The 15,039-nt window shown below is 45.0% G+C and carries 10 protein-coding genes; 5 read left to right on the forward strand and 5 right to left on the reverse strand.

Annotated elements, in window-relative coordinates; genetic code table 11:
- Positions 1–82: 82 nt before the first annotated feature.
- Together AACT19_RS05945 and gltB are read right to left on the reverse strand one after the other, a co-directional pair.
- Positions 83–1,552 (reverse strand): glutamate synthase subunit beta, encoded by a 1,470-nt coding sequence (locus AACT19_RS05945; protein WP_076645709.1) that lies wholly within the window; start codon positions 1,550–1,552, stop codon positions 83–85.
- Positions 1,552–6,099 carry a glutamate synthase large subunit gene (gltB, locus tag AACT19_RS05950; RefSeq protein WP_017087515.1) on the reverse strand — a complete coding sequence of 1,516 codons (4,548 nt, stop codon included), beginning with the start codon at positions 6,097–6,099 and terminating at the stop codon, positions 1,552–1,554. The genes AACT19_RS05945 and gltB overlap by 1 nt, the downstream gene beginning before the upstream one ends.
- Before the next feature lie 530 nt (positions 6,100–6,629).
- On the opposite strand from gltB, the gene AACT19_RS05955 reads away from it, so the two are divergent.
- The 4 genes from AACT19_RS05955 to AACT19_RS05970 all read left to right on the forward strand — a co-directional run bounded on the left by AACT19_RS05955 (position 6,630) and on the right by AACT19_RS05970 (position 12,470).
- On the forward strand, positions 6,630–7,583 hold the full coding sequence (locus AACT19_RS05955; protein ID WP_017080253.1) for a TIGR01212 family radical SAM protein: 954 nt from the start codon (positions 6,630–6,632) through the stop codon (positions 7,581–7,583).
- A 91-nt stretch (positions 7,584–7,674) separates the two neighbouring features.
- The gene (locus tag AACT19_RS05960) at positions 7,675–9,426 is read left to right on the forward strand and encodes a sensor domain-containing diguanylate cyclase (RefSeq protein WP_017077703.1); all 1,752 of its coding nucleotides are present in this window, start codon (positions 7,675–7,677) and stop codon (positions 9,424–9,426) included.
- A 151-nt stretch (positions 9,427–9,577) separates the two neighbouring features.
- Positions 9,578–12,019, forward strand: a complete 2,442-nt coding sequence (arcB, locus tag AACT19_RS05965) for an aerobic respiration two-component sensor histidine kinase ArcB (protein WP_076645711.1) — start codon at positions 9,578–9,580, stop codon at positions 12,017–12,019.
- Between the two features lie 7 nt (positions 12,020–12,026).
- Complete coding sequence (locus AACT19_RS05970; protein WP_004734990.1) at positions 12,027–12,470, forward strand: hypothetical protein; 444 nt, start codon at positions 12,027–12,029, stop codon at positions 12,468–12,470.
- Positions 12,471–12,674: 204 nt separating this feature from the next.
- Here AACT19_RS05970 and arcA read toward each other — a convergent pair whose 3' ends face one another.
- A complete protein-coding gene (gene arcA / locus AACT19_RS05975) occupies positions 12,675–13,391 on the reverse strand; it encodes a two-component system response regulator ArcA (protein ID WP_004741534.1) in 717 nt (238 codons plus the stop codon).
- Positions 13,392–13,763: 372 nt separating this feature from the next.
- On the reverse strand, positions 13,764–13,922 hold the full coding sequence (locus AACT19_RS05980) for a hypothetical protein (RefSeq protein ID WP_004734992.1): 159 nt from the start codon (positions 13,920–13,922) through the stop codon (positions 13,764–13,766).
- A 47-nt stretch (positions 13,923–13,969) separates the two neighbouring features.
- Between AACT19_RS05980 and AACT19_RS05985 the strand changes: the two genes are divergently transcribed.
- The gene (locus AACT19_RS05985) at positions 13,970–14,455 is read left to right on the forward strand and encodes a putative 4-hydroxy-4-methyl-2-oxoglutarate aldolase (RefSeq protein WP_017080256.1); all 486 of its coding nucleotides are present in this window, start codon (positions 13,970–13,972) and stop codon (positions 14,453–14,455) included.
- Positions 14,456–14,484: 29 nt separating this feature from the next.
- Here AACT19_RS05985 and AACT19_RS05990 read toward each other — a convergent pair whose 3' ends face one another.
- Positions 14,485–14,961: a DUF7840 domain-containing protein gene (locus tag AACT19_RS05990; RefSeq protein ID WP_017077706.1), complete on the reverse strand. Its 477-nt coding sequence runs from the start codon at positions 14,959–14,961 to the stop codon at positions 14,485–14,487.
- Positions 14,962–15,039: the final 78 nt, after the last annotated feature.

Below are 15,039 nucleotides of genomic sequence, written 5' to 3' on the forward strand. Positions count from 1 at the left end.
TCGAGTGCTAGCCAAACATAAAAGTTAGGAAGGGTGTTGCTTTTCCTCTAGGCTAACGTCATCGACGTTAGCCCGAGAAATATTATGCGGAAAGCATGAGTGAATCAGCTTTCGCTTCTAAGTTTGAGTTACCCATTAAGAAGTCATCAATGGCAATTGCACATTCACGACCTTCATTAATACAACGTACAACCAGAGACTGACCAGTACGCATATCACCAGCAGCGAAAACGCCTTTCTGGTTCGTCGCAAAACCTTCAGAAGCGACGTTACCGCGCTCGTCCAGTTTAATGTCTAGTTGAGCAAGCACGCCTGTAGGCTCTGGGTGTAAGAAGCCCATTGCAAGGAATGCCATGTCACATGGAATAACACGTTCAGAGTTCGCTACTTCATCAAAACCTGGACGTTCGCCTGGTTTTGCGTCTTGCCAAACGATGTCAGCGATACGTAGACCCGTTACTTGACCTTGATCGTCGCTAATGAACTCTTTGGTTAAGATGTTCCAATGACGTTCACAACCTTCTTCGTGAGAAGTGGTGGTTTTCATGATCATTGGGTATTGAGGCCAAGGCATATTTGCAGGGCGTTTCTCTGGTGGGATCGGCATGATCTCAACCTGAGTAATGCTTGCTGCTTTATGACGGTTTGATGTGCCTACACAGTCAGAGCCTGTATCACCACCACCGATAACCACAATGTGTTTATCTTTAGCGTGAAGCTCTTCTGTCTTAAGATCTAAGTCGTTGGCACGGCGATTATTTTGACCAAGGAATTCCATGGCAAAATGAACGCCTTTAAGCTCACGACCTGGGATTGGTAAGTCGCGTGGAACCGTAGAACCACCCGTTAGCAATACCACATCAAACTCTTGGCGTAACTGTTGAGCATTAACATCAACACCGATGTGTTGGTTAACTTTAAATTCAACGCCAGCTTCAGTCATTAGGTTGATCTTACGATCAATTACGTCCATACCCAGTTTGAAATCTGGGATACCGAAGCGAAGTAGACCACCCACTTTCTCGTCACGTTCAAATACCGTTACCGAGTGACCGGCACTGTTTAGCTGCTCAGCTGCGGCTAAGCCTGCAGGGCCTGAACCGATAACTGCGACAGTTTTACCTGTGCGAGAGCGTGGTGTTTTAGGCTTTGCGTACCCTTCACGGTACGCAGTTTCTACAATCGTTTTCTCGATATTACAGATAGTGATTGGGTCTTGGTTGATGCCAAGAACACAGGCACTCTCACAAGGAGCAGGACAAACACGACCTGTAAACTCAGGGAAGTTATTGGTAGAGCTAAGAATGTTCCAAGCCTCTTCCCAGCTGTCGCGATAAACAGCGTCATTGAATTCTGGGATGATGTTACCAATCGGACAGCCGTTGTGACAGAAAGGTACGCCACAGTCCATACAACGAGATGCTTGAGTATTGATCTTTTCACCAAACTCTTCGTTAAGTACGAACTCTTTGTTGTCTTCAATTCGAACTGACGGGTCGAGCTTCTTTGGAAGCTCACGACCGTGTTCTAAAAATCCAGTAGGCTTACCCATTATACTGCCTCCACTTCTTCCGTTTGTGCCTGTTGTGCTTCAGCTTTACGCTTTTGAAGAACCGCTTTGTAGTCGCGAGGCATTACTTTAACTAGCGATGCAACACTTGCTTCAAAGTTGTCTAGGAAAGACTGAGCAACTTCACTTCCTGTGAATTCAACATGCTTAGTTAGCATATCCAGTAGAAGATCTTTATCTTCTTGTTCAATTGGATCTAGGTCTACAAGTTCTGCGTTGAGCTTAGTCTCGAAGTCACCTGCTTTATCCCAAACATAAGCGACACCGCCACTCATACCTGCAGCAAAGTTACGACCCGTTGAACCAAGGATAATTGCCGCGCCGCCAGTCATGTATTCACAACCGTGGTCACCAACACCCTCAACAACAACCTTCGCACCAGAGTTACGAACACAGAAACGTTCGCCAGCCATACCGCGAATGAAAGATTCACCAGAGGTTGCACCGTAGAAACATACGTTACCAACCACGATGTTATCTTCAGCAACGATAGTAGATCTTGCATCTGGGTACAGTACCAACGTACCGCCAGACAGACCTTTACCCCAGTAATCGTTCGCGTCGCCTTCTACTTCGAACTTAACGCCTTTCGCAAGGAACGCACCGAAAGATTGACCTGCACTACCGTGGAACTTAACGTTCATTGGCTGTGGTAAACCTTGGTCTTTGTAAACCTTCGAGATTTCGTTCGACAGCATCGTGCCTGCTGAACGGTCCGTGTTGATGATAGGGAACTGAGCGGTAACCGCTTCACCGTTCTCAAGCGCTGGGATTGCAGCCTGAATCAACTTACGGTCTAGAACGTCTTCAAGATTATGATTCTGTGTTGTCTGGTTGTAGATACCATCTTCTGCACGAGCCTGCTCAATGTGCAGTACTGGTGTTAGATCTAGGTTCTTGTACTTCCAGTGACCGATGTCATCACGAACTTTAAGTTTGTGCGATTGACCAACCATCTCATCGATAGAACGGAAGCCAAGTTCAGCCATTACTTCACGTAGACCTTCAGCCATGTATTGGAAGAAAGTGACTACGTCTTCTACGCGGCCGTCGAAACGCTCACGAAGAGTTTTGTTCTGTGTTGCGATACCAACAGGGCATGTATTCTTGTGACACTTACGCATCATGATACAGCCTTCAACAACTAGAGCAGCTGTTGCTACGCCCCATTCTTCAGCGCCAAGTAAGGTTGCGACTGCAAGGTCACGTGGTGTTTTCATCTGACCATCAGACTGAACAACGATACGGTTACGTAGGCCGTTTTTCAGCAGTGTTTGGTGGGTTTCCGCTAGACCCAGCTCCCAAGGCAGACCTGTGTGACGGATAGAAGACATCGGAGATGCACCCGTACCACCATCAAAACCTGCGATAAGTACCACGTCAGCTTTCGCTTTCGCTACACCAGATGCAATCGTACCTACGCCTGCTTCTGATACTAGCTTCACGTTGACACGGCCATTACGGTTCGCGTTTTTCAGATCGTAGATCAGCTGAGCCAAATCTTCGATTGAGTAGATATCGTGGTGTGGCGGTGGAGAGATAAGACCTACGCCCGGAGTCGAGTGACGCGTTGCGCCGATCCAGTCATCAACCTTATCACCAGGTAGTTGACCACCTTCGCCAGGTTTCGCACCTTGAGCCATCTTGATTTGCAGCTCATCAGCGTTAGATAGGTAGTAAGACGTTACACCAAAGCGACCAGAAGCCACCTGTTTGATTGCTGAACGTTCCCAGTCGCCATTTTCTTTACGCTCGAAACGTGCTGGATCTTCACCACCTTCGCCTGAGTTTGATTTCGCGCCAATGCGGTTCATCGCGACAGCCAGTGTTGAGTGAGCCTCATGCGAGATTGAACCGAAGCTCATTGCGCCTGTTGCGAAACGCTTAAGGATTTTCTCAATAGGTTCTACTTCCGCTAGAGGAATAGAGCCTGCTGGGTTCTTGATGAAATCAAGTTGGCTACGTAGTGTTGCTGCGTTGTCGCCTTGAGCATCAACGGCGTTCGCGTACTTCTTGAATTGACCGTAATCTTTGTTACGCGTCGATTCTTGAAGTAGAGAAATGGTTTCTGGGTTGAATAAGTGCTTCTCACCACGTTGTTTCCACTGGTAAACACCGCCAACATCAAGAACTTGAGCTGGGATTTCACGAGCTGGGTAACCAACACGGTGACGAACTAATACTTCTCGTGCGATATCGTCGATCGTTAGACCTTGGATACGAGAAACAGTACCAGTGAAGTATTTTTCAACCACTGATTTGCTAACACCAAGTGCTTCAAAGATTTGAGCGCCGTGGTAAGACTGCAGCGTAGAGATACCCATCTTCGAGAAGATCTTCAATAGACCGCCGTTAACACCCTTACGGTAGTTATCGAATAACTCACGTGGATGAACGTTTGGATCTAGCTTCTTAGTACGTTGCAGTTCAACAATCGTTTCGATAACTAGGTATGGGTTAACTGCGTTTGCACCGTAACCGATTAAGGTTGCAAAGTGGTGTGTCTCACGAGCATCGCCCGTTTCAACAACGATGTCACACTTAGCACGTAGCCCTTTACGGATTAGGTGGTGGTGAACCGCGCCAACCGCCAGCATTGCTGGGATAGCTGCGTGGTTTGAGTTAACCGCACGGTCAGTCAGTAGGATGATAGAGTAGCCATCAATAACTGCATCTTCTGCATATTGGCAGATACGCTTAAGTGCGCGCTCTAACTTACCTTGGTCTCCGTTTGCTTGGAATACGATATCCAGCGTCTTCGATTGAAGGTGCTCATTATCGATTGCACGCAGTTTCTCTAACTCTGAGTTAGAAAGAACTGGAGACTCAAGTTCCACTTTTTGACAGTGCTCAGGTGTTTCAGCAAGTAGGTTCTGATCTTTACCTAAGTAAGTGTTCAGAGACATAACCATACGCTCACGAATCGGGTCGATTGGCGGGTTAGTTACTTGTGCAAACAACTGCTTAAAGTAGTTTGAAAGGTGCTGCGATTGATGAGAAAGAATCGCTAGCGGCCAGTCAGCACCCATTGCAGAAAGTGGCTCGTAGCCTGTTTTTGCAAGAGGGAGAATGATTTCGTTTACTTCTTCAGAGCTCACACCAAACGATTGTTGTTTGTGTAGCAGTTTCTCTGGAGAAGGTTGGTTAAATTCGTTGCTCGCATCGGGTAGCTTTTTCAAGCTCAGAAGGTTCTCTTCAACCCATTTTTCGTAGGGTTGCGACTTAGCGATACCGTCTTTCACTTCTTCGTCAGAAATGATGCGGCCTTGCTCAAGGTCAGCAACGAAGATACGACCAGGCTGTAGACGACCACGATATTCAACGTTTTCAGGTGCGATCTCAACAACACCAGACTCAGACGCCATCACTAGGAAGTCGTCTTTAGTTACTGTGTAGCGAGAAGGACGCAGACCGTTACGGTCAAGAGTTGCACCAACTTGAACACCATCGGTGAAACATACTGACGCTGGGCCATCCCATGGTTCCATTACGTTCGCGTGGTACTGGTAGAACGCACGACGAGTTGGATCCATGTTTTTGTTTTCTTGCCATGCTTCCGGGATCATCATCATCAACGCATGTGGCAGAGTACGACCTGAAAGAACAAGTAGCTCAAGCGCCATATCGAAGTTTGATGAGTCTGAGCTACCTTCTTGACAGATAGGAAGCAGCATGTCGATTTCAGCTTGTGTAAACAGATCCGATTCTAGGATTGCTTCACGTGCTTTCATCCAGTTCAGGTTGCCGCGAACCGTATTGATTTCGCCATTATGCGCGATGTAACGGAAAGGCTGAGCTAGACGCCAACGAGGGAATGTATTGGTAGAGAAGCGAGAGTGTACAAGTGCTAGAGCTGTCACCATAGTTGGGTTTTGCAGGTCTAGGAAGTACTGAGGAACTTGTTCCGTTGTTAGCTGACCTTTGTACACCAATGTCTTGTAAGACATAGAGTTGATGTAGAAGTCATCACCGATATTTGAAACGCTTTCTAGGCATACACGAACCGTGTAGTTACGTAGAACATACAGTTTACGCTCAAGCTCTTCTGGTGTGATACCAGGGCCGCCAGAAATAAATACGTGTTCAAATTGAGGTTCAGTGCTTAATGGGTCAGCACCAATCATTGAATTGTCAGTTGGAAGTTCACGGTAGCCGATAACTTCTAACTCAAGGCGCTGTGCATTGCGTTCTAGAATGTCACGACACTGTGCACGTTTGTATTCATCTTTAGGGAAAAGTACAACACCAACACCATATTTTTCAAAAGATGGCAGTTTAATTCCAAGCTTTACGGCTTCTTCTAGTAAGAATTCGTGCGGCTTCTGTAGCAGGATACCTGCACCATCACCAGAACACGGATCGCAGCCTTGGCCGCCACGGTGTTCCATACGTGCAAGCATATCGAGTGCTTGAGTTACTACATCATGAGATTTGCGATTCTTTAGATGCGCAACAAAACCGATACCACAAGCGTCATGCTCCAATTCAGGAGTATACAGACCCTGTGAGTTCTGCTCTTGATCTACCATAGATACATCCTTCCAGTTAAATCTAGGCGCAACTTATTTGTATTAAGTTAGCCTTGTCCTTTTATATTTATGGGTCTAAACCTGCCTATGCTGGCGGTTTGAATCCTTTCCGTATCTCGCAGGAAAAGTATTGCGAGAAAAACAATCCTTAGTGATATCCGTTTATTTTTAGCCACAAACTAGTGGTTTATATAGGTGGGATATGGGTATCACCGACTTATTGGCAAGTTTTAGATGTAAGTAAATACTCAAAAATAGCCAATATGTGTAAGTATCCTACAATTTTGTCTAGGCGAATTGCAATGAAAGTTGGTCCATGTAGACCATTTTTTTCGTTTTATTTTGAATTTAATGTCTAACAAATGTGCAACATTAGGCAAATAGAGCCGATTTTTTGCATGTTTATTGATATTTGATAGGTTGCTCGCAAAAAGCCTTGCGTAAACTAATTGGTCGAATTTTGCAGGGATGTAATTTTTTTTCAGAAAAAGACTGAGATTCATTTTTATTTACTTGAGCACTTTGAAAATATGCAATTACATGAGTTGGTTAATACTATCGGCCAAGACCTTCAACGTCGTTATGGCGAAAAGGTTCACAAGCTGACACTTCATGGTGGTTTTAGCTGCCCAAATCGAGACGGCACAATCGGTCGCGGTGGTTGCACTTTTTGCAATGTGGCGTCTTTTTCCGACGAACAAACTCAGATTCAAAGTATTGCCGATCAATTAAAAGACCGTGCGGGTGAGATTGCCCGTGCTAAGAAGTATCTTGCTTACTTTCAGGCATACACCAGCACTTATGCTGAAGTGCAGGTGCTCAAGAACATGTACGAAGAAGCCCTTAAAGCTCCGGGTGCCAATATTGTTGGCCTTTGCGTTGGTACAAGACCCGATTGCGTGCCTGATTCTGTATTGGAACTGCTGTCGGGTTACGTGAAACAAGGCTATGAGATTTGGCTAGAGCTCGGGCTACAAACGGCCAATGATAAAACCCTCAAGCGAATTAACCGTGGCCACGATTTCGCGGTGTATGAAACGATCACTCGGCGTGCTCGTGCTTTGGGGATCAAGATATGTACTCACCTTATTGTTGGCCTGCCCAAAGAAACCAAAGCGGATAACCTTGAAACTTTAGATAAGGTATTAGCCGTTGGCACCGACGGTATTAAGCTGCACGGGCTCCATATAGTAGAGGGCAGTACCATGGCTAAGGCGTGGAAGGCCGGAAAGCTAGAAGCACCAAGCCTTGAGGAGTACATTGATATCGCGACTGAGGTGATTCAACGTACTCCAGCAAACGTGGTTTATCACCGAGTATCTTCTGCGGCGAGACGCCCAACGTTACTCTCTCCTTTGTGGTGTGAGAACCGTTGGTTGGCGATGACTGAGATTGGCCGTTCGCTTGATAGAACTGGCGCACAAGGCATCAAAACTGGCTCTGCATTCGAGTACACACTGCCCGTTTTAAACGCGGTCAATTGATAGAAAATGGTGACTGTCGGTAACAGCAGATAAAACCAACAAATAGTGGTAACATTTCCCTCACAGATTTTATGGTATAGATTGAGAGTAAATGGAACTGGTAATGACTTGGTTGTGGGACAGGGCGTATGGCTACGGTATTTATATCGTTGTTGTATTGCTGATTGCTCTCATCTGCTGGCATCTTTATTCACGTTATCAGTCGCATCTTGAAAAACTTCTACTCGCTACTCCATCGCCACTCTACTTTGTTGATGTTCGAAGTGGAGAGATCTTATATGCCAATCGCCAAGCTATGCAGCTGCTTGGTATTCGCCAAATTGGCGTTAACTTTCGTTTCCCTACCGTTGAAAGCGAGAATAGCTTTCGTCATTACTTAACCAATCACATTAACTCTCGATCATTTGAGCAGGTCTCCCTGTGGGCGCTGTCTGAATTTGAGTCCTTTAAGATCAATTTGGTTGGCCGCAGGATCCGTTTTAGAAGCAAGAAAGCGTGGATGATTCACGCATCACCGTATAAAAATACAGATGAAGAGGTGTCCCAAGAAGTTCGTGAGCTTAATGTCGCGCGTACCGCTTTGGATTCTTTATCTGAGCTGATCTATGTAAAAGATCAAAAGGGCGAGTTGGTGACGAGTAATCGCTCGTTTAAAAAGTTTTGGCATGGTCGCTCAGAAGAGGGCACTTTGAGTGTTTCTGGCGGGGCTTTAAAAGGTCGAGTCAGTGAACGTTCGTGGACAACGGATCAAGACGGTAAGGGTTGTTTGCTTGAAACTTACCAAAGTGTCTTGCTCTCGCAAGATGGATCAACCATAGGTACGCTCTCAATTAGCCATGATGTGACCGATTGGCACGACATGCAGCAAAAGCTGCGCGGCGAAATGGAAAAGCGAAAAGATACTGAAGTCGCGCTTGCCCAACGTGACACCATCCTCCAAAACATCTTGGAAGCGAGCCCTGACTCGATTGGTATCTTCAACGAAAATATGGTTTACCAAGCATGTAATAAGCCATTTGTGGCTGCGCTGGGTATCTCTGAAGTGAGTGATTTAGTCGGCAAGCGCCTGCAAGATGTGGTGCCTAATAGTATGTATATGCGTATTTCAGACACCGATCACCAAGTGCTTCATCAAGGTAAGTCATTACGCTATATCGACAAGGTCGTCTCTAGTGATGGCGAATACACTTGGTATGATGTGGTGAAATCACCGTTTAGGGATCTGGCATCAAGCACTAATGGTGTGTTGATCATGGCGCGTGATATTACAGAACGTTACCTTGCGGAGCAGAAACTTGAAGAAGCCAACCTTGAGCTTGAGCGTCTTAGCTTTATGGACAGCCTGACTCAGGTTTCCAACCGCCGTCGTTTTGATGAACAGCTTTCGACGCTGTGGCATTATCATGTGCGTGAGAAATTACCACTGACGATTATGCTGTGTGACATCGATTTCTTTAAAGGTTACAACGATTTTTACGGACATCAACAAGGTGATGATGCTCTGATCCAAGTCTCTCAGGCATTTAAGCAGGTGCTGAACCGTTCATCGGATTGTGTGGCTCGTTACGGTGGTGAAGAGTTCGGCTTTATTCTACCGAATACCACGGCTGAGGGTGCTCAGCTGGTGGCACAGCGTATCCATGATGGGATCCTTAAATTGGAACTGGCGCATGAGAAATCGAATGTCTCTGAATTCATCACGGTGAGTATTGGTATTATCTCTTACATTCCGACACCTGATGATGAAATGGATTCGGCGGTTGCCTTGGCTGACAGTGCGTTGTATCAAGCTAAATCCGACGGTCGAAACCGTTCGATGGTGCATCCTTCCTCAATTCGATAAGCACATTTATCTCTTGCTGCCCCTCTATTTATCCCACCTATCTGTTTTAAACAATATAACTGTAGCTCTCTTGCTGCGTGTGATGTAGCTAGCTTACCTCCTCTCTTTAAACAGGGTAGAATATTGCTAGTCTTATCGCATGGAGCGTTAAATGAAACCCATGAAAAATCTCGCTCAGTATTACGTGGATCTACTCGTAAAACTGGGGATTGTCCGCTTTTCTATCTTACTCGCCTTAGCGCTTGTAGCCCTCGCAGTTGTTGTGCAAGTGGGTATTACCCTCGCACTCAAAGGTAATGTTGATGATATCGACATTGTCCGTTCGGTTTTCTTCGGTTTAGTGATCACGCCTTGGGCGGTTTATTTCCTATCAGTGGTCGTAGACCAGCTGGAAGAGTCTCGTCAAAGGTTGGCGAAATTGGTCTCTAAGCTTGGTGACATGCGAGAGCGAGATCAAGAGCTCAACAATAAACTGCAACTCAATATCGAGAAGCTTAATCAAGAAATTGAAGAGCGTGAAAAAGCGGAAGAAGCGCGTGCAGAAGCAATGCACGATCTCGAAAATGAGGTGTTCCAGCGTGAGCGAACTCAGCTTGAACTCGCAGAGCGTACGGCATTGCTACGCTCGTTTATCGATGCCTCTCCTGATCTTATTTACTATCGCAATGAAGATGGTGTGTTCTCTGGTTGTAACCGTGCAGTTGAAGAGCTTACTGGCAAGACAGAAAAAGATCTTGTTGGCTTAACGCCTTGGGATGTTTATAGCAAAGAGATCGCTCAACAAGTTGTTGAAACCGATAAGAAGGTATTTGCTGACAACCAAGCACTGACTTATGACCAATGGTTGGAATACCCTGATGGTCGTAAGAGCTACTTCGAACTGCGTAAAGTGCCTTTCTACAGTAAAGAAGGTCGTCACTTGGGCTTGGTCGGTTTTGGCCGTGATATTACTGAGCGTAAAGAGCACCAAGAGTCACTGGAGAAAGCCAGTCGTGATAAGACCACCTTTATCTCAACCATTAGCCACGAGTTAAGAACGCCGCTCAATGGCATCATCGGCTTGAGTCGTATGTTGTTGGATAGCCAACTGACGACCGAGCAGCGCAAGCAGATGCAAACCATCAAGGTGAGCGCGGTGACATTGGGTAATATCTTTAACGATATTATCGATATGGACAAATTTGATCGTCGTAAACTCGAGTTATTCCCAACTCCGCTCAACTTTGAAGATTTCGTTGTCGAAATCGAGAGTATTTCTGCGTTAATGGCAGAGCAAAAAGGGTTAAGGTTTGATCTTGAAAGGTTATCGGATCTTCCTGCTGCGGTCGAAGTGGATGGTACTCGTCTTAGACAGGTGTTGTGGAACCTTGTTAGTAATGCCATGAAGTTCACCAAAGATGGTGGTGTGGTGATGACAGTCAGCGCTGAAATTGATGGCGACTTTGCCAACATCACCATGGAAGTAGAAGACACCGGGATTGGTATTCCTGAAAGTGAAATCGAGAAGATCTTCGCGATGTACTACCAGGTGAAGTCGGGAACAGATAATCTACACGCTGTCGGTACTGGTATTGGTCTTGCCGTGTCTCAACAGTTGATCAATATGATGGATGGTCACATTGAAGTCACCAGTGAAGAGGGCTTTGGTAGTACCTTTACGGTTTCGATTCGAGTGCCTGTTAATCACGATACTCAGGCTCTGATCAAAACGCCAAGAAAGCAGTCCAACCTCAAGATCTTCATGGTCGAAGATATTGAACTTAATATCACAGTAGCTCGCTCTCTACTTGAAAGCCTTGGTCATGAAGTTTCAGTCGTAATGACGGGTAAAGAGGCGCAAATCGTTTTCAACCCGAAAGATTATGACTTGGTATTACTGGATATCCAGTTACCAGATATGACGGGCTTCGATATTGCTCAATACTATCGAGAGAAATACAGCAAGCTGCCGCCTTTGGTGGCATTAACCGCGAACGTATTAAACAACAAGCAAGAGTACTTCCAGAAAGGCATGGACGAAGCGATCAGTAAACCACTGTCGGTTCGTGCAATCCAGGATGTCATCAGCGATCTTATCGAGGATGCGCCAGAGGTTATTGAGAAAGCTAAGGGTATTGATACTGCAAAGGATGTTGAAAAAGTAACCGGTATTGAGAAAGTAACAGGTGTTAAGAAAGTAACCGGTGCTGAGAAAGTAGTAGGTGTTAAAAAAGTAACAGCGAGTAAGCCTGCTCTTTCAACGATTGATACCACTTTGCTTGATATTGATATGCTAGAGTCTTATGTTGACATTGTCGGGTCGAAACCGGTTTTGGACAGCATCGTGATGTTTGAAGATATGATGCCGGAATATATGGAAATATTGAATTCCAACATGGTGGCGAAAGATCAAGACAGCATCGTTTCTGAAGCGCATAAGATTAAAGGTGCGGCAGGTTCAATTGGCCTGAAGCGCATACAGCAAGTTGCTCAGAAAGCTCAATCTCCAGATATGCCTGCGTGGTGGGAGAACATTTCAGATTGGGTTGATGAAATAAATAACGAATACCAGAATGACATTGAAGTCTTAAAGAGTTGGTTAAATCAAAGGTAGAAGAATAATGAAAAAATTAGCATTCGCCGCATGTGTCGTGGCATTAGCGGGTTGTTCTGCACCACAAGTAGAATGGCAGCAGGATAACCAAGTAGAAATATCTGCAGCGACAGTCACAATGAAAAGCAACCTGTGGCACAACAAGATGCCTACGATTGGAGAGGCTCAAGATAAGACTCTGCACGGTTCTATCTACCTAGAGTCTGACTCACAACTACCAGCAACGCTTGCGGTTGAGAGTGTGACGGTTAAACAGGGTGCGGATACCTTGTTGGTAACAGCTGACGATCTTGATTTAAGAACACACAGTGAAACTCAGTGGGAAGTCGCTTTTGTATGGCAGCTAGAGATCGACAGTGACAAGCCTGTTGATGTTGCGATTGAACTCAAAGACGGCGAAACCGTGAAGTGGCTCGTCGAGAAAGACGTTAAGGTTGATACGGTTTACTAAAACCTTAGCGATCAATGAACAATAAAAAAGGGAGAATGCGTTGGCATTCTCCCTTTTTAATCACTATTGATTACGCTTCGACTGTTCGGAGTACTATTGGTTTATAAGTACTATTGGTTTATAAGTACTAACGGTTTAGAAGTGCTATCGGTTTAGAACAGCTAACCGACGACAAGAACTAAACGGCCCGAAGCGCGAATCGAATTAGTCTTCTAGGTCACCACAAAAGCGGTAGCCTTCACCGTGAATCGTTGCGATGATTTCTGGCGTACCAGAAACAGACTCAAAGTGTTTACGAATACGACGGATTGTTACGTCTACAGTACGATCGTGTGGCTTAAGCTCACGGCCAGTCATCTTCTTAAGAAGGTCTGCACGTGTTTGGATCTTACCTGGGTTCTCACAGAAGTGAAGTAGAGCACGGAACTCTGAACGAGGTAGCTTGTAGCCTTCGCCATCTGGGCTAACCAGAGAGCGACTGTTGATGTCTAGTACCCAACCATTGAACTCGTACTTCTCAACGCTACGCTTTTCTTCTTGAACAGAGCTTGTGCTCATTGAACGGTTAAGAAGGTTGCGTGCACGGATAGTCAGTTCACGAGGGTTGAAAGGCTTAGTGATGTAGTCATCAGCGCCGATCTCTAGGCCAAGGATCTTATCAACTTCATTATCACGACCCGTTAAGAACATAAGCGCTACATTTGCTTGCTCACGTAGTTCACGCGCAAGTAGTAGGCCATTCTTACCAGGAAGGTTGATGTCCATAATTACAAGGTTAACTTGGTTGTCAGATAGCACTTGGTGCATCTCTTCACCGTCGCTAGCCTCAAAAACAGCATATCCCTCTGCTTCAAAAATACTCTTTAGAGTGTTACGAGTTACTTGCTCATCTTCAACGATAAGAATCTGCGGGGTTTGCATTTGGCGGTACCTAAATTTGTGACGAAACTGTGCTAATAGAATAAATTCTAGGCAAAAACATAACATACAGGTAATGTATTTTTGATGATAACTTAAAGTTTTCAAAAAAACACTTACTTCCAGCTATCTGCCTTCCTTGAAGTATTGCCCAATAACGTAGATCCAGTACGCCTTTCAATCATTCTGTTAGTGATTGCAGTGGATTCTATAATGTTAACAGCATGCTAACAACGCGAGAATGTTAATTCCATTCACTTTGTTGATTTACATCAATTGCCGTATCGCAACAAACTTTAATAGTATGGCTACAACTCAACCAATGTTATGGTGATTATTTAGCAGCAAAACTAGAATGATTATTCGAGATAGTTCTCACATCTCGCTTGCTAAAGACCAGATTTTGAACCAAGGAAGCTGAAAGCTGTCCTTAGAGTCTAGTAGATAAATATGCGCAATCAACTCTAATTCAATATTAAATTGAGCATAGAACAATGAAAACAAAGGATTAATTCTAACAACATATAAAAGCATAGAGGCACACCCGCATTAGACGGCAACGCCTTACTCACGGAGGATATATGCACGATATAACACCTGATTTGTGTGACGAGTTTGAAAGCAAAGTCACCTTACTGAACATGCCATTGCAGAACTTCGGCCAACGTGGTGCGTTCTGGGGAAAAATTGTAACAGTTCGTTGTTATCACGATAATTCCAAGGTTCGTGAGGTTTTAGAGACCGATGGCTGCGGTAAAGTACTCGTTGTAGACGGTAATGGCTCGTGTCAGAAAGCACTGCTTGGTGATCAATTGGCGATTCTAGCTATAGAAAACGGTTGGGAAGGCGTCATTGTGAATGGTGCGGTTCGAGATGTGGCGATGATGGCGCAAATGGATCTTGGTATTCAAGCGCTTGGGGCATCTCCATTTAAAACTGAGAAGCACGGTGTTGGGCAAGTTAATGTCACGCTCACGATACACAATCAACTGATTCAGCCTGGTGACTATATATATGCTGATTGGAATGGTGTGTTAATTTCAACGGAATTGTTGATTGAATCTTAACGGGCTTATCAATCAAGAAGTAAGATAGATTAGAAACGAAATCCTAATCCCACTTCAACACCTTGCTGCCACTCTTCATAATCAAGGGTGGCATGCAAATCTAGATTGTCGGTCAGTTGTACTCGGCTTGAAACCTCAGCGGCGACTGACTTTTCACTGTCCTCGGTTTCATCTTTATAAGTGTGCAGAGAACTGTTGAAAGAGACTCTCTCTGAGAATTGATAGCTGACACCACTCAAGAATCCACTCTCATATTTTAGTGAATCACTATTAATACGTGTACCGACATAAAGATCTACATCGGCAAACAGACTGTAAGAATAGCCACTATCGACTTTCCAAGTGTCAAAGCTTTCACTTGATGCATTTTGTGTGGAGATAAAAAACTTATGGGCAGAACGATCGATTTGACTGGGTAGCAAAGGCAAATTGTTTAACAGAGGTAGGCTGTTCGCTGAACAAACAACAGGCATAGCAAAGGCTAAAAGAATAAGTAATCTCTTCACTTCCCACTCCTGATGTCATTATTATTGTTCTTCGAACGTTATCGTTCAATTAAAGCACAAGATCTGTACGTTCGCTGC

The organism is Vibrio sp. 10N.222.47.A9 (assembly GCF_963872585.1).
Taxonomy (GTDB): Bacteria; Pseudomonadota; Gammaproteobacteria; order Enterobacterales; family Vibrionaceae; genus Vibrio; species Vibrio splendidus.

What these genes read in the sequence shown, in the direction of transcription:
- AACT19_RS05945 (WP_076645709.1), bottom strand. Translation starts at nt 1,552, where the DNA reads ATGGGTAAGCCTACTGGATTTTTAGAACACGGTCGTGAGCTTCCAAAG.
- gltB (WP_017087515.1), bottom strand. Translation starts at nt 6,099, where the DNA reads ATGGTAGATCAAGAGCAGAACTCACAGGGTCTGTATACTCCTGAATTG.
- AACT19_RS05955 (WP_017080253.1), top strand. Translation starts at nt 6,630, where the DNA reads ATGCAATTACATGAGTTGGTTAATACTATCGGCCAAGACCTTCAACGT.
- AACT19_RS05960 (WP_017077703.1), top strand. Translation starts at nt 7,675, where the DNA reads ATGGAACTGGTAATGACTTGGTTGTGGGACAGGGCGTATGGCTACGGT.
- arcB (WP_076645711.1), top strand. Translation starts at nt 9,578, where the DNA reads ATGAAACCCATGAAAAATCTCGCTCAGTATTACGTGGATCTACTCGTA.
- AACT19_RS05970 (WP_004734990.1), top strand. Translation starts at nt 12,027, where the DNA reads ATGAAAAAATTAGCATTCGCCGCATGTGTCGTGGCATTAGCGGGTTGT.
- arcA (WP_004741534.1), bottom strand. Translation starts at nt 13,391, where the DNA reads ATGCAAACCCCGCAGATTCTTATCGTTGAAGATGAGCAAGTAACTCGT.
- AACT19_RS05980 (WP_004734992.1), bottom strand. Translation starts at nt 13,922, where the DNA reads ATGCTTTTATATGTTGTTAGAATTAATCCTTTGTTTTCATTGTTCTAT.
- AACT19_RS05985 (WP_017080256.1), top strand. Translation starts at nt 13,970, where the DNA reads ATGCACGATATAACACCTGATTTGTGTGACGAGTTTGAAAGCAAAGTC.